Raw genomic sequence first — 18,127 nt, 5'->3', positions numbered from 1 at the left:
GACCCTTTCGACGAGATCGTCGAGGCGGAGACCACCCGCGACCCCGACCTCGCCGTCATCGAGGCCGGCAGCCGCACCCTGCGTACCCAGGGCGGCGCGCCGCAGGCCGACGTGCCGGCCCGGCCCGAGGACCCCGAGGTCGACAGGGCGCTGCGCGAGGTCGAGGCGGAGCTGGCCGGCCGCTGGGGCGAGACCAAGCTGGAGCCTTCGGTCAGCCGCATCGCCGCGCTGATGGACGTGCTGGGCGAGCCGCAGCGGTCGTACCCCTCGATCCACATCACCGGGACGAACGGCAAGACCTCCACCGCCCGCATGATCGAGGCCCTGCTCGGCGCCTTCGAGCTGCGCACCGGCCGGTACACCAGCCCGCACGTGCAGTCGATCACCGAGCGGATCAGCCTGGACGGCGCGCCGGTCTCCGCCGAGCGGTTCGTCGAGACGTACCAGGACATCAGGCCGTACGTCGAGATGGTCGACGCCCAGCAGGAGTACCGGCTGTCGTTCTTCGAGGTGCTGACCGGCATGGCGTACGCCGCCTTCGCGGACGCGCCCGTCGACGTGGCCGTCGTCGAGGTCGGCATGGGCGGCTCCTGGGACGCGACGAACGTCATCGACGGCGACGTCGCCGTCATCACGCCCATCGGCCTGGACCACACCGACCGGCTCGGCGGGACCACCGGGGAGATCGCCGGCGAGAAGTCCGGCATCATCAAGCAGGACGCCACGGTGATCATGGCGCAGCAGCCCGTGGACGCGGCGCAGGTGCTGCTGAAGAAGGCCGTCGAGGTGGACGCCACGGTCGCCCGGGAGGGGCTGGAGTTCGGGGTGGTGGCCCGGCAGGTCGCGCTCGGCGGGCAGCTGCTCACCCTGCGCGGCCTGGGCGGCGAGTACCCCGAGGTGTACCTCCCGCTGCACGGCGCCCACCAGGCGCACAACGCGGCCGTCGCCCTCGCCGCCGTGGAGGCGTTCTTCGGGGTGGGCGCCCAGCGTGCCGAGCCGCTCGCCGTCGACACGGTCCGCAAGGCGTTCGCGGCCGTGTCCTCGCCGGGCCGCCTGGAGGTCGTACGGCGCTCCCCGACCGTCGTGCTGGACGCCGCGCACAACCCGGCCGGCGCCGAGGCGGCCGCCGAGGCCGTGCGGGAGGCGTTCGACTTCAGCCGGCTGATCGGGGTGGTCGGCGCGAGCGGCGACAAGAACGTGCGGGGGCTGCTGGAGGCCTTCGAACCGCTCTTCACCGAGGTCGTCGTCACCCAGAACTCCAGCCACCGCGCCATGGACGCGGACGAACTGGCCGCGATCGCCGTCGAGGTGTTCGGCGAGGAGCGGGTCCAGGTCGAGCCGCGGCTGCCCGACGCCCTGGAGGCCGCGATCACGCTGGCCGAGGAGGAGGGCGAGTTCACCGGTGGCGGCGTGCTGGTCACCGGCTCCGTCATCACGGTCGGCGAGGCCCGGCTGCTGCTCGGAAAGGGCTGAGAACGACATGCGTACGCTCTGCGCGTCGACCCTGATCGGCGAGTTCTTCATCATCGGGTTCGCCGGCCTCGTCGCCATGAAGGACCCCGACCTGTCCACGTCGACGGTGTGGCTGGTCAGTGGCATCGCGATGGTGCTGTGCGTGCTGCTGTGCGGCATGGTGACCCGGCCGGGCGGCGTCGCCCTCGGCTGGGCGCTGCAGCTCGCCCTGATCGCGTCCGGCGTCTTCGTCCCGACGATGTATTTCATGGGCGTGGTCTTCGCGGCGCTGTGGTGGGCATCGGTGCACTTCGGGAGGAAGGTGGACGAGGCGAAGGCGAGATTCGCGGCGGCCGCCGAATCCTCCTCAGCTTCCGCTGACGCTGCGTGACAACCGGGGCCCGTGACCTTGTAACCTCGTCCCACCGCACGTCAGTCGTAAGGAGTCACCCCGTGAGCCAGCGCACCCTCGTCCTCCTCAAGCCCGACGCCGTCCGTCGTGGCCTGACCGGCGAGATCATCAGCCGCATCGAGCGCAAGGCCGGCTGGCAGATCACCGCGCTGGAACTGCGCACCCTGGACCAGGACACGCTGGAGCAGCACTACGGCGAGCACAAGGGCAAGCCGTTCTACGAGCCGCTCGTGGAGTTCATGGCCTCCGGCCCGGTCGTGGCCATGATCGTCGAGGGTGAGCGGGTCGTCGAGGGGCTGCGCGCCCTGGCCGGCCCCACCGACCCGATCGCCGCAGCGCCCGGCTCCATCCGGGGCGACTACGGCGTCATCGTCCGCGAGAACCTGATCCACGCCTCCGACTCCGAGGAGTCCGCCGAGCGCGAGGTCAAGATCTTCTTCCCGGGCCGCGCGTAACAGCGACGATCGAGGGAACGAGCGCCCCCGAACGCCCGTCTCCACAAGCGCGGGGACACATCATCTGCTGACAATGGCGGAGACCCTCCCGCAGTGTTCGTGAAAGCGCGTCTACCATGGAAGCCTTCACGTCACAGCACCCACTTCGCCGTACCTGAAACGCCCTCAAAAGCTACCGGGGAAGGCCAGACGAATCCTGATGGGGAACTCAATGTCGTTCATCGGCCGTGACATGGCTGTCGACCTCGGGACCGCCAACACGCTGGTGTACGTCAGGGGTCGCGGGATCGTACTCAACGAACCGTCCGTCGTCGCGATCAACACCAACACCGGTGGCATCCTCGCGGTCGGTGCCGAAGCGAAGAAGATGATCGGCCGCACGCCGGGCAACATCGTCGCCGTGCGTCCGCTGAAGGACGGCGTGATCGCCGACTTCGAGATCACCGAGCGGATGCTCCGCTACTTCATCCTGAAGATCCACAAGCGGCGGTATCTCGCCCGGCCGCGGGTCGTCGTCTGCGTGCCCTCGGGCATCACGGGCGTCGAGCGCCGCGCCGTCATCGAGGCGTCCTCCCAGGCAGGCGCCCGCCAGGTGCACATCATCGAGGAGCCCATGGCCGCCGCCATCGGCTCCGGCCTGCCGGTCCACGAGGCCACGGGCAACATGGTGGTGGACATCGGCGGCGGCACCACGGAGGTCGCCGTCATCTCGCTCGGCGGCATCGTCACCGCCCAGTCCATCCGGGTGGCGGGCGACGAGCTGGACAACGCGATCATCCAGTACATCAAGAAGGAGTACAGCCTTCTGCTGGGTGAGCGCACGGCCGAACAGATCAAGATCACGATCGGTTCGGCGTACGACCTCGACGCCGACGAACACACCGAAGTCCGTGGCCGGGACCTGGTCTCCGGTCTGCCGAAGACCGTGGTCATCTCGGCCGCCGAGGTCCGCAAGGCGATCGAGGAGCCGGTCAATGCGATCGTCGACGCGGTCAAGACGACACTCGACAAGTGCCCGCCGGAGCTGTCCGGCGACATCATGGACCGGGGCATCGTGCTGACCGGCGGCGGCGCCCTGCTGCGCGGCCTCGACGAGCGGCTGCGCCGTGAGACCGGCATGCCGATCCACATCGCCGAGGACCCGCTGGACAGCGTGGCGCTCGGCTCCGGCAAATGCGTCGAGGAGTTCGAGGCGCTCCAGCAGGTCCTGGACGCCCAGCCGCGCAGATGACGTAACTCTTCGATTCCGCCGTACGAGATGATCTCCTCTCGTACGGCGGATCGTTGATATAGAGGCATAAGCTCCCACAAATGGGCCCCTTGGGTTTGCGTTTCTTCGTTCGCGCATCGCGAGGGGGTCCGAAGAATTCCTACTTGAGGAAGGGCACGGCCGCCGCACGTGAGGGACACGAAAGAGAGCCGGCTGCTCCTGGTCCTGCTGATCGCCATCGCGTTCGCACTGATCACGGTGGACATCAGAGGGGGCCGGAACTCCCCGGTCGACGGTGCCCGGCAGGCCGCGGCCGCCGTGTTCGGCCCCGTGGAGAACGGGATGTCCTCGGCGGTCGACCCCGTCGGCAACGCCGTCTCCGCCATCCGTGACTCGGGCAGCCGCCACGACCGGCTCGCCGCGCTGGAGAAGGAGAACGCGGCCCTCAAGGCCAAACTCGGCAGCGACGACCGCAACCGCAGCCGCCTGAAGCAGCTCGACACGATGCTGAAGATCGCCGGCGAGGGCCAGTACGGCATCAAGGGCGCCCAGGTCATCGCCATCGGCGCGGCCCAGGGCTTCTCCTGGACCATCACCATCGACGCCGGCGCCAAGGACGGCATCAAACGGGACATGACCGTGCTCAACGGCGACGGACTGGTCGGCCGCGTCACCACCGTCGGCCCGGACAGCGCGACCGTCCTGCTCGCCAACGACCCCGACTTCACCGTCGGCACCCGCATGGAGGGCAGCGACGAACTCGGCTTCGCCTCCGGCCAGGGCGACCGCCCGCTGCGCGTGGAACTGCTAAACGGCAAGGCCGAGGTGAAGAAGGGCGACCGGCTCGTCACCTTCGGCTCCGAGGCCGACCGGCCCTTCGTGCCCGGCGTCCCCGTCGGCGTCGTCTCCCGCGTCGACCCCTCCGGCGGCGGCCTGACCCGCACCGTCTACGTCACGCCGTACGTCGGCTTCACCAAGCTCGACATCGTCGGCGTCGTCGTCCAGGCACCGAAGAAGGACCCGCGGGACGAGGTCCTGCCGGCCAAACCGAAACCCACGCCCCGGCCGACGGTGACCGTCACGGTCACCCCTTCGGCGAACGCCTCCGACGGCCAGCAGCAAGAGCAGCAGTAGGAGCTGACTTCCCATGCGTGTCAACCGGATCCTGCTCTCCACCGCGCTCGTCGTCGTCGCGCTGGTGATCCAGGTGAGCGCCCTCGCCCGGCTCCACCTGCCGGGCGCCGTCCCCGACCTGCTGCTCCTCACCGTCCTCGGCCTGGCCATGGTGTACGGCCACGTCGGCGGCGCGCTCGTCGGCTTCGGCGCCGGACTCCTCGCCGACCTCGCCCCGCCCGCCGACCACGCGGCGGGCCGCTACGCGCTTGTGCTGTGCGTCATCGGCTACGCGGCCGGCCTGATCAGACCGGAGAACGGCCGCCTGAAGTCCGCGACCGGCCCCATGGCCGTCGTGGTCGCCGCCGCGGTCGGCTCCACCCTGCTGTACGCCGGTGTCGGCGCCCTCGTCGGCGACACCGCCGCCCGCCATGTCGGCCTGACCGGACTGCTGTTCTCCGCCGCCCTCTACGACCTGCTGCTCGCGCCCTTCGTGGTGCCGGGCGTCATGTGGCTGGCCCGGCGCTCCGACAACGACCCGCTCACCGAGACCGCGTCCACCGGCAAGTCCGGCGACATCTCCTCCGGCTGGCTCTCCTCCGGCACCGGCCTGCGCATCGGCAGCCAGCGCGGCGGCCTCGGCGCCCTCAAGGCCAAGGCCCGCACCCGCTCGGCGCGGGTGGGCCGCATCAAGGGGGTCAAGCGGCTGTGAGCACGGTCGAGTCCGACGCCGCGATCCCCGGATCGGCCACGCGGAGTTCACTCGAACGGGTAAGCCGGAGCGGAACGAGCGCTCACAGGCTGATCGTTCATCATGCGTACGCACATCCGTGCGCACATCAGTGGGCACATCCGCAGGCACACCAGCACCGCACGCACACACCCACACGCCCGCAGCCTGAGAGGGGGAGGCAGCCGCAGTGACGAACATTCCCGAGACCGGCCGGACCCCACGGGTCCAGACCCGGCTCGTCGTCATCCAGATCCTCGTCCTCTCCCTGCTCGGCACCCTCGGCGGCCGCCTGTGGTACCTGCAGATCCGGGAGGGCGCCCAGTACCAGAAGGAGGCCTCCGGCAACCACGTCCAGCAGGTCGTCCAGCCCGCGGTGCGCGGCTCCATCCTGGACGCCCGCGGCGTGCCCCTCGCCGACAACGAGACCAGACTGGTCGTCTCCGCCTCCCGCACCGACCTGCTCAAGCAGAAGGACGACGGCAAGGCCGTCCTGACCAAGCTGGCCGGCGTCCTCGGCATGGACCCGCAGGAGGTCATGCAGAAGGTCCGGCTGTGCGACGCCAAGACCCCCCAGCCCTGCTGGAACGGCTCGCCCTACCAGCCGATCCCGGTCACCGACGAGGCCAACCCCAAGCAGGCCCTGCAGATCCGCGAGCGCTCCGAGGACTTCCCCGGCATCACCGCCGAACCCGAGGCGGTGCGCCGCTACCCGGGCCCCGGCGAGTCCAACACCGCGCAGGTCCTCGGTTACGTCTCCCCGGTCACCGACGAGGAGCTGAAGAAGTCCGAGGACACCGACTCGCCGTACCTGCGCTCCGACATGGTCGGCCGCAACGGCCTGGAGCGGCAGTACGACAAGGCCCTGCGCGGCAAGGCCGGAGTCACCCGCTACGAGGTGGACAACCTCGGCCGGGTCATCGGCAAGGCCAAGTCGGACACCCCGGTCCCCGGTTCCAACCTGGTCACCAGCATCGACTCCCGAGTCCAGCGCGTCTCCGAGTACGAACTGGACAAGGCGATGAAGGCCGCCCGCACCCAGTACGACAGCATCACCGGCGAGAACTACAAGGCGGACTCAGGCGCCGTCGTGGTGATGGAGGCCAAGACCGGCCGGATCGTCGCCATGGCCTCCGCCCCCACCTACGACCCGAACGTGTGGGTGGGCGGCATCTCCGCCAAGGACTACAAGCAGCTCACCGGCAAGGACTCCGACTACCCGCTCCTCAACAGGGCCATACAGGGTCAGGCCGCACCCGGCTCCACCTTCAAGGTGGTGTCCACGGCCGCCGCCGTCCAGGCCGGCTACCCCTGGGACGGCGGATATCCGTGCACCAGCTCGTACTCGGTGGGCAGCCAGGTCTTCAAGAACTTCGAGGGTGAGAGCTTCGGCCCGATCTCCCTGGGCCGCGCCCTGGAGGTCTCCTGCGACACCGTCTTCTACGGCCTGGCCGACAAGGAGTGGAAGCGGGACGGCGGCATCAACCCCAAGAAGGGCGAGCCGAAGGACTGGTTCTTCAAGACCGCCCACGAGTTCGGCCTCGGCGCCAAGACCGGCGTCGACCTGCCCAACGAGGTCACCGGCCGCATCCCCGACCGCAAGTGGAAGCAGGCCTACTGGGAGGCCAACAAGGACGCCTGGTGCAAGTACGGCAAGAAGGACGGCACCTACGTCGAGAAGATCGCCTGGGAGAACTGCCGCGAAGGCAACAAGATGCGCGAGGGCGACGAGATCAACTACTCCATCGGCCAGGGCGACACCCTGCTCACGCCGATCCAGGAGGCCGTGATGTACGGCGCCGTCTCCAACGGCGGCACCATGTACCAGCCGACCATCGGCAAGGCGATCATCAGCCCCGACGGCAAGACCGTCACCCCGATCAAGCCCACGAAGAGCGGCAGGCTGCCCGTCAGCCAGGCCACCCTCAAGGGCATGAACGAGGCCTTCGCCGGCGTCATCACCCGCGGTACCGCCGCCTGGAAGTTCGGCGGCTGGCCCCAGGACAAGATCCCGCTGCACGCCAAGACCGGTACCGCCGAGGTCTACGGCAAGCAGACCACCTCCTGGCTCGCCACGTACTCCAAGGACTACACGGTGATCATGACGATCGCCCAGGCCGGTACGGGTTCCGGAGCCTCCGGTGAGGCCGTCCGCAACATCTACAGCGCGCTCTACGGCGTCCAGGCCGACGGCTCCATCGACAACAAGGCAGCCCTCCTGCCCCACCCGCAGCAGGGCCTGCCGAAGGTCCGCACCGACGGCACCATCGCCTCGCCCAAGGTCAAGGGCGACCCCGCGAAGGACGTCGAGAACGCCCAGAAGAACAACGCCAGCAACGGCCAGGACCAGCAGCCGGCCACCTCGCCCTCGCCCACCAGTACCAGCAACACCCGCAGGCGACCACGCAGAAGGCCGCGCCGGAGGGGAAGCCGGAGGACGCAGCCATGACCGGCACCAACAGCTTCTCCGTCTCCGGGTACGGCCCCGAGCGGGCCGGCTGGACCCGGGTCTTCGCCCGCGACTCGCTGACCCGCCGCCTCGACTGGCCCATGCTGCTCGCGGCACTGGCGCTGTCCCTGCTGGGCTCCCTCCTGGTCTACTCGGCGACCCGCAACCGCACCGAGATCAACCAGGGCGACCAGTACTACTTCCTGATCCGCCACCTGATGAACACCGGCATCGGCCTTGCCCTGATGCTCGGCACCGTGTGGATCGGCCACCGCGCCCTGCGCAACGCGGTGCCGATCCTCTACGGCCTGTCCGTCTTCGGCATCCTGCTGGTGCTCACCCCGCTCGGCTCCACCGTCAACGGCGCCCACTCCTGGATCGTTCTCGGCGGCGGATTCTCGCTCCAGCCCTCCGAGTTCGTGAAGATCACGATCATCCTGGGCATGGCGATGCTGCTCGCCACCCGCGTCGACGCCGGTGACAAGAAGCACCCCGACCACCGCACCGTGCTGCAGTCCCTCGGACTCGCCGCCGTACCGATCCTGATCGTGCTGCTCATGCCCGACCTCGGCTCGGTCATGGTCATGGTGATCATCATCCTCGGCGTGCTGCTCGCCTCCGGCGCCTCCAACCGCTGGGTCTTCGGCCTCATCGGCGCCGGAGCGCTCGGCGCCATCGCCGTCTGGCAGCTGCACATCCTCGACGAGTACCAGATCAACCGCTTCGCGGCCTTCGCCAACCCCGACCTCGACCCCGCCGGCGTCGGCTACAACACCAACCAGGCCCGCATCGCCATCGGCTCCGGCGGCCTCACCGGAGCCGGCCTCTTCCACGGCTCCCAGACCACCGGTCAGTTCGTCCCCGAACAGCAGACCGACTTCGTCTTCACGGTCGCGGGAGAGGAGCTCGGCTTCCTCGGTGCCGGCCTGATAATCCTCCTCCTCGGCATCGTCCTCTGGCGCGCCTGTCGCATCGCCCGCGACTCGACCGAGCTGTACGGCACGATCGTCTCCGCCGGCATCGTCGCCTGGTTCGCCTTCCAGGCCTTCGAGAACATCGGCATGACCCTCGGCATCATGCCGGTCACCGGCCTCCCCCTACCCTTCGTCTCCTACGGCGGCTCCTCGATGTTCGCGGTATGGGTAGCGGTCGGCCTACTCCAGTCGATCAAGGTCCAAAGACCCATGTCGGCGTAACCCGCGCCCCAAAGGGGCGCGGGGAACTGCGCGACCAGCCCCCACCGGCCCGCAGGCGATGGACGTGCCATAACGCGAACCTCACGCCGGCAGGCTGGATGCCAAGGACCAGGAGAACTATCGTCGGTTCATGGCGGACGCCCACCGCGAGGTAGAGCGCAAATACGAGTCCAGCGACAGTGGCCTCCCCGACCTGACCGGCACCGCCGGCATCGCGGCCGTTCTCGACAAGGGCCTGGTCGAGCTGGACGCCACCTACTACGACACCCGCGACCAGAGACTGACCGCCGCCTCCCTCACCCTGCGCCGCCGCACCGGAGGCGCGGACGCCGGCTGGCACCTGAAGTTCCCGGTCGCCCCAGGCGTCCGGGACGAGATCCAGGCGCCCCTCTCCGACACCGTCCCCGACGACATCGCCGCCCTCGTCCGCTCCCGGGTCCGGGGGGCCGAGCTGATCCCGGTCGTCCGGCTCCGCTCGGCCCGCGACGTGCGCCATCTCGTTGACGCCGACGGCACCCTCCTCGCGGAGGCCAGTGTCGACGCGGTGAGGGCGGACCGGCTCACCGGAGCGGGCGGCACGGCCCAGTGGACCGAGATCGAGGTCGAACTCGCCGACGGCGGTGACCCGGCCTTCCTCGACCAGCTGGAGAAGCGGCTGCGCAAGGCGGGCGTACGCCCCTCCGCCTCGGCGTCGAAGCTGGCCCGCGCCCTGGCCGAGACCAGCGAAGACCGCCGTACCACCGGCCGTCGCAAGGAACCGAAAGACAAGGCGTCCAAGCCACCCGCCACGGCGGGCGACCACGTCCTGCGCTACCTCCGCGCCCAGCGCGACGCACTCGTCGCGCTCGATCCCGCCGTCCGCCGGGACGTACCCGACTCCGTGCACCGGATGCGGGTCGCCACCCGCCGGGCACGCGGCACCCTGCGGACGTTCCGCGCGGTCCTCGACCGCACCGTCACCGATTCGGTCGCCGCCGAGCTGAAGTGGCTGGCCGGCGAGCTGGGCGTCGACCGGGACCAGGAAGTGCTGGCCGACCGCCTGACGTCCGCCCTCGACGCGCTGCCACCCCACCTGGTGCACGGCCCCGTCCACGACCGCCTCGCCGCCTGGGCCCGCGCCCGGCACCACAGCACCCACGGGCACGTCACCGCCGTACTCGACTCCCGCCGCTACCTGACCCTCCTCGACACCCTGGACGCCCTCCTCACCGACCCGCCCCTGCGCCGGGCCGCCGCGAGGAAACCGCAGAAGGTGCTGGACAAGGCCGTACGCGAGGACGTGGCGAGGCTCGCCGGACTGGTCGAACGGGCCATCGCCCGGCCGCCCGGCGAGGAACGCGACCTCGCCCTGCACGAGGCCCGCAAGAAGGCCAAGCGCACCCGGTACGCGGCCGAGGCGGCCACCCCCGCCCTCGGTGACCCGGCGGACGCCCTCGCCCGTGCCGCCAAGGCCCTGACCACCCTCCTCGGCGACCACCAGGACGGCGTCATGGCCCGCCGCACCCTGCGTGAGCTGGCCGCGGTGGCGCACGCGGCGGGGGAGAGCACGTTCACCTACGGGATGCTGTACGGCGGACAGGAGGCCCGGGCCGCGGCGGCCGAGGCGGATCTGCCCGCGGCCTGGGAAGGGATCCGCTCGGGGGCGTACGGCTGACGGCCGACCGTGCGAGGGAGGGCCGCCGTCCGGGTTACGCTAGATGGTCACCCCTGTCCGCTCACGAAGGTCCGCGAGATGCCTGCCGAAGCCGCCGAGGCTGTTGAGTCTGTGTTTCCGCAGCTTGAAGCGCTGCTCCCGCATGTGCAGAAGCCCATCCAGTACGTCGGCGGAGAACTGAACTCCACGGTCAAGGAGTGGGACTCCTGTGACGTGCGCTGGGCACTGATGTACCCGGACGCGTACGAGGTCGGCCTGCCCAACCAGGGCGTGCAGATCCTCTACGAGGTGCTCAACGAACAGGACGGCGTCCTCGCCGAGCGCACCTACAGCGTGTGGCCCGACCTGGAGGCGCTGATGCGGGAACACGGCGTCCCGCAGTTCACCGTCGACAGCCACCGCCGGGTGAAGGCCTTCGACGTGTTCGGCCTGTCCTTCTCCACCGAGCTGGGCTACACCAACATGCTCACCGCCCTGGACCTGGCCGGCATCCCGCTGGAGTCCAGGGACCGTACGCTGGACGACCCGATCGTCCTGGCCGGCGGCCACGCGGCCTTCAACCCCGAGCCGATCGCCGACTTCATCGACGCGGCGGTCATCGGCGACGGCGAGCAGGCCGTCCTCGACATGACCCGGATCATCCGCGAGTGGAAGGCCGAGGGGCGCCCGGGAGGCCGCGAGGAGGTCCTGTTCCGCCTCGCGAAGACCGGTGGCGTCTACATCCCCGCCTTCTACGACGTCGAGTACCTCCCCGACGGCCGCATCGGCCGCGTGGTCCCCAACAAGAGCGGCGTTCCCTGGCGGGTCTCCAAGCACACCGTCATGGACCTGGACGAGTGGCCGTACCCCAAGCAGCCGCTGGTCCCGCTCGCCGAGACGGTCCACGAGCGCATGTCGGTGGAGATCTTCCGCGGCTGCACGCGCGGCTGCCGCTTCTGCCAGGCCGGCATGATCACCCGTCCGGTGCGCGAGCGCTCCATCACGGGCATCGGCGAGATGGTCGACAAGGGCCTGAAGGCGACCGGCTTCGAGGAGGTCGGCCTCCTCTCCCTGTCCTCCGCCGACCACACCGAGATCGGCGACATCGCCAAGGGCCTGGCCGACCGCTACGAGGACGACAAGATCGGCCTCTCGCTGCCCTCCACCCGCGTCGACGCGTTCAACATCGACCTGGCCAACGAGCTGACCCGCAACGGTCGCCGCTCCGGCCTGACGTTCGCCCCCGAGGGCGGTTCCGAGCGCATCCGCAAGGTCATCAACAAGATGGTCTCGGAGGACGACCTCATCCGCACCGTCGCCACCGCCTACGGCAACGGCTGGCGCCAGGTGAAGCTGTACTTCATGTGCGGCCTGCCGACCGAGACCGACGACGACGTCCTGCAGATCGCCGACATGGCCACCCGCGTCATCGCCAAGGGCCGCGAGGTCTCCGGCTCCAACGACATCCGCTGCACGGTCTCCATCGGCGGCTTCGTGCCCAAGCCGCACACGCCCTTCCAGTGGGCGCCGCAGCTCTCCGCCACCGAGACCGACGAGCGCCTCGCCAAGCTCCGCGACAAGATCCGCGGCGACAAGAAGTACGGCCGCTCGATCGGCTTCCGCTACCACGACGGCAAGCCGGGCATCGTCGAGGGCCTCCTCTCCCGCGGCGACCGCCGTCTCGGCGCCGTCATCCGCGCCGTCTACGACGACGGCGGCCGCTTCGACGGCTGGCGCGAGCACTTCTCCTACGACCGCTGGATGGCCTGCGCCGACAAGGCCCTCGCCCCCTCCGGCGTCGACGTCGACTGGTACACCACCCGCGAGCGCACCTACGAGGAGGTCCTCCCCTGGGACCACCTCGACTCCGGCCTCGACAAGGACTGGCTCTGGGAGGACTGGCAGGACGCCCTCGACGAAACAGAGGTCGACGACTGCCGCTGGACCCCGTGCTTTGACTGCGGGGTGTGTCCTCAGATGGACACCACCATCCAGATCGGCCCCACGGGCAAGAAGCTGCTCCCGCTGACCGTCAAGAACGCCGGTCCGGCGCCGGCGGCGAGCGGACACGTGCACTGAGGTGAGTGAGGCGCTGGTCGGCCGGACGGTGTGACACACGTGCGCCTTCCTTCGGCCGCTCCTCACCCGCTTGGCGAAGCCCGGGTGCCGGGGTTCGGCGGTGTGGTGAGGATGGAGCGAAGGCCGGGCGTGGCCTGGTGGGCTCTTGAGCGCGAGGTGTCTGGTCATGGCGAATCTGAGTCGTGGAAGGACACCGCTCCGGGTGGGTGTCGCGGGCGCTTGCCTGGGGATGCTCGGGCTCGCGGCGGCGGGGTGCGCCGGGATGGATGCCGTCGCCGACAGTCCGTCGCCCACCGCCTCGCTCGCGGCCACGCCACCGAGACAGCCGCCGCCCCAGCTGACCGAGGCCCAGGTGAACACGGCTGTGGGCAAGCTCGACGGGCTGGTGGAGAACGCCATGCGGGACACCGGGGTGCCCGGCGTCGCCGTGGGCGTCGTGTACCGGGGCAAGGTCGTGTACCACAAGGGCTTCGGCGTCCGTGAGCTGGGCAAGAGTGCCAAGGTCGACTCGGGGACGGTGTTCCAGCTGGCGTCGTTGTCCAAGCCGCTGGCGTCGACCGTCGTGTCCGGGGCCGTGGGGCAGAAGGTCATCGGATGGGACGACCGGATCGCCTCGCACGATTCCGGGTTCGCGCTCAAGGACTCGTATGTGACCGGCAACGTGACGGTCGCCGACCTGTTCTCGCACCGCAGCGGACTGCCCGACCACGCCGGTGACCTGCTGCAGGACCTGGGGTACTCGCGCGACGACATCCTCCACCGGCTGCGGCTGGAACCGCTCACCCCGTTCCGGGCCAGTTACGCCTACACCAACTACGGCCTCACCGAGGCGGGGGAGACGGTGGCCGGCGCGGCGAAGACCAGCTGGCCGAAGCTGGCGGACAAGACGCTGTTCGAGCCGCTGGGCATGGACCGCTCCAGCTACGAGCGCGCCGACTACGACAAGGCCGGCGACAAGGCGTCCGCCCATGTGGAGGTCGACGGCCGCTGGAAGCGCTCCACCACGGAGAACGCCGACAGCCAGGCGCCCGCGGGCGGCGCCAGTTCGAGCATCGACGACCTCGACAAGTGGATGCGCCTCCAGCTGGACGACGGGAAGTTCGACGGGAAGCAGCTGATCGACGCGGCCGCCCTGAACGAGACCCGTGTCCCGCACTCGATCGCCTCCCCTCCGCTCGCGTCGGCCGGTGAGCCCGGCTTCTACGGGCTCGGCTGGAACGTCCGCTACGACGAACTGGGCCGGCTGCGGCTGAGCCATTCGGGCGCCTTCGAACTGGGCGCCGCGACCTCGGTGACGCTGCTGCCCGGCGAACGGCTCGGCATCGTCGTATTGACGAACGGACAGCCCATCGGCGTGCCCGAGGCGGTGTCCGCCGCATTCTTCGACATCGCCCAGAACGGCAGGCAGACCGTCGACTGGCTGCCCTTCTACCGGAAGGTGGTGCAGGCCGCCGCGTACACGGGCATCTCCCCGACGAACTACGCCAAGCCCCCCAAGAACGCCACCCCCGCCAAGGCCGACGACGTCTACACGGGCACCTACGCCAACGACTACTACGGCCCGCTCACCGTCACGAGCGACGACAAGGGCCACCTCAGCATGACGCTGGGCCCGGACAAGATGTCGTTCCCCCTGACGCACTACACGGGCGACACGTTCAGCTACCAGACCCAGGGCGAGAACGCCGTCGGCCTCTCCGGCGTCACCTTCCACACCCGCTCCGGCAAGGCCACGAGCGTCACCATCGAGCACCTCGACGCCAACAAACTGGGCACCTTCACCCGCTGAGGTCGCTGAGGCTCTCCGTGTGGGCCCCGCCGCCACCCGGACGGGTCGCCCGGAGTGCCGGCTACCCGGGGCGCCGTCAGGCTCGACCGTATGGCGATACCTAGAAGGGGCCGGGCGCGGCTCGTGTACGGAGTGGTGGGGCTGTGCATGGTCCTGCCGGCGGCGGCGACCAGCGGGTGCAGTGTGGGGGCCGCCGACGCGGCCGGGAATCCCGTCGATCCGCGGATCCAGAAGATCATGGACAAGCCGGTGTACCGGAACGGGCAGTTCGGGATCCTGGTGGTCGACCAGGACAGCGGGCGTACCGTCACCTCGCTGAACCCCGAGCGGCTGTTCACCCCCGGCTCGACGACCAAGCTGTTCACGGTGTCCACCGCCTGGGACACGTTCGGCAGCGACCACCGCACCACCACGCCGGTGTACGCGCAGGGGAAGGTCGACTCCGGGGCGCTCGACGGGAATCTGGTGCTGGTCGGCTCGGGCGACCTGACGATGGGCGGCCGGACCAAGCCCGACGGCACGCTCGACTACCGGCCCGTCGACCACACCTACGCCAACGCCGTGCCCGGCCATGCCACGCTGACCCCGGAGAACCCGCTGGCCGGCCTGGACAGCCTGGCCAAGCAGGTGCGGGACGCCGGGATCACCCACGTCAAGGGGGACGTCGTCGTCGACGACCGGCTGTTCGAGCCGGACCCAGAACTCACCACGGATCCGACGCCGGTCATCATCAACGACAACGTCATCGACATCCTCAGCACCCCGACCACGCCCGGCCAGAAGGCCAAGTTCACCTGGCGCCCGCAGACCGCGCGGAACTCGGTGTCGTACGACGTGAAGACCGTCGCCAAGGGCAAGCCCACCAACATCACCGCCACCATGGGGGACGACGGCGTCATCAAGGTGACCGGGACGCTCGCCGCCGACGCCGACCCGTGGCTGGCCATCGCTCAGGTCCCGGACCCGGCGGCGTTCGCCCGTACCGCCTTCATCGAGGCCCTGCACCGGGCGGGCGTCACGGTGGACGCCGACGCGACCGGCCCCGATCCGGCGCCCCCGGCCCGCAAACCGAGCGGTGACCCCGTGGCCAAGCTGGTCTCCGCGCCGTTCTCGCAGGAGGCCACGCTGATCCTGAAGGTCAGCCACAACCTGGGCGCCGACCTGATGGTGTGCATGCTCGCCGTCCAGCGGGGCAGCACGAACTGCGATGACGGCTTCGCCTCCATCCACGACTTCGACGACAAGGTCGGCGTCGACCCGGCCCAGGCGTCCCAAGGAGACGGGCAGGGCGGGGTCGACGCCGACCTGTTCACCCCGAGCGCCTTCATCCCGTTGCTGAAGTACTGGACGACCCGGCCGGAGGCCGCGGAGTTCCGGGAGGCTCTGCCCGTGCTGGGCAGCAGCGGCGACCTGGCGCTGTTCGGTACGGACAGCCCGTCCAAGGGGAAGGTGTTCGCGAAGACCGGTACCCGCGCGGCCGGCAACGGTCTCACCGGTCAGGCGGTGGTCAACGCCCGTGCGATGGCCGGGTACCTGGACGTCGGCGGCGGCCACTACCAGCTGTTCGCCGTGATGTTCAACGACGCCCTGGCGGACTCGGAGGACGCGGTGCTGTCCATCGCCGCCGACGTGGCCCAGATCTCCGCGCTGCTCCAGCAGGACGGAGCGAAGTCGGCGTCCAGCAGCCCCTGAGCGTTTCCGTGCCGTGGCCATATGGTGACCGGTCGCGGGATCCGGTCGTGCCGTCCGCCGCGTCTTCACCGGTATGGAACTCCAGAAGTCGCCGTCGCCGCAGCAGCCGCCGGAGGGGTGTCTCGTCGTCGCCCTGCGGATCCCGCTGCGCGTCCTGACGTTCCTGGTGGTCCTGCCGGTGCGGCTCGCGTGGGACGCGCTCGGGGTCGTACTGGAGTTCCTGTGGCGGTATCTGATCGCCCCCCTCGGACGGCTGGCCGGCTGGGTGCTGCACGGGCTGTACCGGTACCTGCTCGCCCCGCTGGGCCGCGCCCTCGTCCGGCTGTACGTCCACGTGCTCACTCCCGTGGGCCATGCCCTGAGGTGGCTGCTCGCACCGGTCGGGCGCGCCCTGGTGTGGCTCGGCGGCCTGCTCGCCTGCGGCCTCCGCGCGGTCCTGCGCGGCATCGGCACAGCCCTCTACTGGATCGGCCGCGTCCTGCTCGTGCTGCCCGCGCTCGCCCTGTGGCGATGGGTCCTGGAGCCCGTGTGGCGCGTGGTCGCCGTCGTCGCCCGCGAGATCGGCGCCGCGCTCGGGCACGCCTGGCGGGTCGCCGGCCGCGTCGCGCGGGCCGTCGGCCGGGTCGTCGGGACCCTCTTCCGGTGGATCTTCGTGGAGCCCGCACGCTGGGCGTACCGGACGGTCCTCACGCCTGTCGGCCATGTCGTACGGGACCTCGTGCTGCGCCCCGTCGCCGGTGCCGCGCGCGCGGCGGGGCGGGCCACCCGGCAGGTGTCGGCCGCGGTCCGCGAGAGCGCCCGGCAGGCCCGCGCCGACCTCGGCCGGACGCTGTTCGGCACCCCCCGGAAGCCGGAACCGGTCGGCCGGCGGGAACCCACAGGCCCGCAGGCACGTACTCTTGAGAGGAGTACGACCCCTCTCACGAAGGACTAGGACACTGGGCAAGCGACAGCCCGAAGGCCCGCCGCCCGCACCCGCGGTGCAGCGCATCCGACTGCGCTACACCAAGCGCGGCCGCCTGAGGTTCACCAGCCACCGAGACTTCCAGCGCGCCTTCGAGCGTGCGCTGCGCCGCGCCGAGGTGCCCATGGCCTACTCGGCGGGGTTCACCCCGCACCCGAAGGTGTCGTACGCCAATGCCGCACCCACCGGCACGGGCAGTGAGGCGGAGTTTCTGGAGATCGCGCTCACATCACCGCGCGACCCCGAGACCCTGCGCGCCCTCCTCGACGAGTCGCTGCCCCCCGGGCTCGACGTCGTCGACGCGGTCGAGGCCCGCACCTCGGGCCTCGCCGACCGGCTCACCGCCTCCGTCTGGGAGCTCCGCCTGGACGGCGTCGATCCCATCGACGCCGCACGCGCGGTCGAGGCCTTCACCAAGGCCGAGACCGTCGAGGTGCAGCGGATGACCAAGAACGGCGTCCGCACGTTCGACGCCCGCCACGCCGTGGTGGGCCTGGAGAGCCTGCCCGGTGCGGAAACGCACAGTTCGCGGGCTGATAGGCCGACGGACCAGCCCTGTGCGATACTGCGGCTGGTTGTTCGGCACGTGACGCCTGCCGTACGACCCGACGACGTCCTGTCCGGTCTCCGCGCCGTGGCCGACCTGGCGCCGCCGGTCCCCGCAGCGGTGACCAGGCTGGCGCAGGGGCTGCTCGATGAAGAGACCGGCACGGTGACCGACCCGCTCGCGCCCGACCGCGAGGCAGCCCCGGCCCCTATGGCCGCACCGGCTGCCGCCGCGACGGCGCCGACGCCGGAAGGTTCCGCGTAGGGACGGACGTCGTAGCGCAGCCCTCGTACTCGGGAGCCACCTGGGTCGGGCAGCGCACCGACCAGAAGACTTTCGCCAGGCCGTGCACAACAAGGCGTACGGAACCGGCGAGACAGGACACAGAGAGCTCCCGTGCGGCGCC

14 protein-coding genes are annotated in these 18,127 nt (G+C 70.3%); all 14 read left to right on the top strand.

Annotation, left to right across the window (positions count from 1 at the left end):
* Positions 1-15 precede the first annotated feature (15 nt).
* The 14 genes from ABZ854_RS20850 (at position 16) to ABZ854_RS20785 (ending at position 17,985) form a co-directional block, all read left to right on the top strand.
* On the top strand, positions 16-1,473 hold the full coding sequence (locus ABZ854_RS20850; RefSeq protein WP_361212881.1) for a folylpolyglutamate synthase/dihydrofolate synthase family protein: 1,458 nt from the start codon (positions 16-18) through the stop codon (positions 1,471-1,473).
* Between the two features lie 7 nt (positions 1,474-1,480).
* Positions 1,481-1,843, top strand: a complete 363-nt coding sequence (locus tag ABZ854_RS20845; protein ID WP_129309191.1) for a DUF4233 domain-containing protein — start codon at positions 1,481-1,483, stop codon at positions 1,841-1,843.
* Positions 1,844-1,905: 62 nt separating this feature from the next.
* Positions 1,906-2,319, top strand: coding sequence for a nucleoside-diphosphate kinase (gene ndk, locus ABZ854_RS20840; protein WP_129309192.1), 414 nt, complete (start codon positions 1,906-1,908; stop codon positions 2,317-2,319).
* Between the two features lie 211 nt (positions 2,320-2,530).
* Positions 2,531-3,550 (top strand): rod shape-determining protein, encoded by a 1,020-nt coding sequence (locus ABZ854_RS20835; protein ID WP_031158632.1) that lies wholly within the window; start codon positions 2,531-2,533, stop codon positions 3,548-3,550.
* A gap of 168 nt (positions 3,551-3,718) precedes the next feature.
* Positions 3,719-4,663: a rod shape-determining protein MreC gene (gene mreC, locus ABZ854_RS20830; protein WP_361212819.1), complete on the top strand. Its 945-nt coding sequence runs from the start codon at positions 3,719-3,721 to the stop codon at positions 4,661-4,663.
* Positions 4,664-4,676: 13 nt separating this feature from the next.
* Positions 4,677-5,354: a rod shape-determining protein MreD gene (gene mreD / locus ABZ854_RS20825; RefSeq protein WP_129309194.1), complete on the top strand. Its 678-nt coding sequence runs from the start codon at positions 4,677-4,679 to the stop codon at positions 5,352-5,354.
* Positions 5,355-5,562: 208 nt separating this feature from the next.
* Positions 5,563-7,821: a penicillin-binding protein 2 gene (mrdA, locus tag ABZ854_RS20820; RefSeq protein ID WP_361212815.1), complete on the top strand. Its 2,259-nt coding sequence runs from the start codon at positions 5,563-5,565 to the stop codon at positions 7,819-7,821.
* Positions 7,818-9,017 (top strand): rod shape-determining protein RodA, encoded by a 1,200-nt coding sequence (gene rodA / locus ABZ854_RS20815; protein WP_361212812.1) that lies wholly within the window; start codon positions 7,818-7,820, stop codon positions 9,015-9,017. Before mrdA ends, rodA begins: the two co-directional genes overlap by 4 nt.
* 130 nt (positions 9,018-9,147) lie before the next feature.
* Entirely contained in the window at positions 9,148-10,671 is a 1,524-nt protein-coding gene (locus ABZ854_RS20810) for a CYTH and CHAD domain-containing protein (RefSeq protein ID WP_361212809.1), read from the top strand.
* A gap of 78 nt (positions 10,672-10,749) precedes the next feature.
* On the top strand, positions 10,750-12,729 hold the full coding sequence (locus tag ABZ854_RS20805; RefSeq protein ID WP_361212806.1) for a TIGR03960 family B12-binding radical SAM protein: 1,980 nt from the start codon (positions 10,750-10,752) through the stop codon (positions 12,727-12,729).
* A gap of 262 nt (positions 12,730-12,991) precedes the next feature.
* Positions 12,992-14,518: a serine hydrolase gene (locus ABZ854_RS20800; protein WP_361212803.1), complete on the top strand. Its 1,527-nt coding sequence runs from the start codon at positions 12,992-12,994 to the stop codon at positions 14,516-14,518.
* 90 nt (positions 14,519-14,608) lie between these two features.
* Positions 14,609-16,210, top strand: coding sequence for a D-alanyl-D-alanine carboxypeptidase/D-alanyl-D-alanine-endopeptidase (dacB, locus tag ABZ854_RS20795; RefSeq protein WP_361212800.1), 1,602 nt, complete (start codon positions 14,609-14,611; stop codon positions 16,208-16,210).
* Positions 16,211-16,283: 73 nt separating this feature from the next.
* A complete protein-coding gene (locus ABZ854_RS20790; protein WP_361212797.1) occupies positions 16,284-17,144 on the top strand; it encodes a hypothetical protein in 861 nt (286 codons plus the stop codon).
* 46 nt (positions 17,145-17,190) lie between these two features.
* Positions 17,191-17,985, top strand: coding sequence for a TIGR03936 family radical SAM-associated protein (locus ABZ854_RS20785; protein ID WP_361212794.1), 795 nt, complete (start codon positions 17,191-17,193; stop codon positions 17,983-17,985).
* Positions 17,986-18,127 lie beyond the last annotated feature (142 nt).

Origin of the sequence: Streptomyces sp. NPDC047028, assembly GCF_040644095.1 — a bacterium.
Taxonomy (GTDB): Bacteria; Actinomycetota; Actinomycetes; order Streptomycetales; family Streptomycetaceae; genus Streptomyces.
Note: the sequence above shows the minus strand (reverse complement) of the source record. Positions and strands in the feature narration are given on the sequence as shown.

Bases quoted from the DNA above. Each gene is read 5' to 3' on its own strand.
- ABZ854_RS20845 (WP_129309191.1), top strand. From the start codon at position 1,481: ATGCGTACGCTCTGCGCGTCGACCCTGATCGGCGAGTTCTTCATCATC.
- ABZ854_RS20835 (WP_031158632.1), top strand. From the start codon at position 2,531: ATGTCGTTCATCGGCCGTGACATGGCTGTCGACCTCGGGACCGCCAAC.
- mreD (WP_129309194.1), top strand. From the start codon at position 4,677: ATGCGTGTCAACCGGATCCTGCTCTCCACCGCGCTCGTCGTCGTCGCG.
- rodA (WP_361212812.1), top strand. From the start codon at position 7,818: ATGACCGGCACCAACAGCTTCTCCGTCTCCGGGTACGGCCCCGAGCGG.
- ABZ854_RS20810 (WP_361212809.1), top strand. From the start codon at position 9,148: ATGGCGGACGCCCACCGCGAGGTAGAGCGCAAATACGAGTCCAGCGAC.
- ABZ854_RS20805 (WP_361212806.1), top strand. From the start codon at position 10,750: ATGCCTGCCGAAGCCGCCGAGGCTGTTGAGTCTGTGTTTCCGCAGCTT.
- ABZ854_RS20800 (WP_361212803.1), top strand. From the start codon at position 12,992: ATGGATGCCGTCGCCGACAGTCCGTCGCCCACCGCCTCGCTCGCGGCC.
- dacB (WP_361212800.1), top strand. From the start codon at position 14,609: ATGGCGATACCTAGAAGGGGCCGGGCGCGGCTCGTGTACGGAGTGGTG.
- ABZ854_RS20790 (WP_361212797.1), top strand. From the start codon at position 16,284: ATGGAACTCCAGAAGTCGCCGTCGCCGCAGCAGCCGCCGGAGGGGTGT.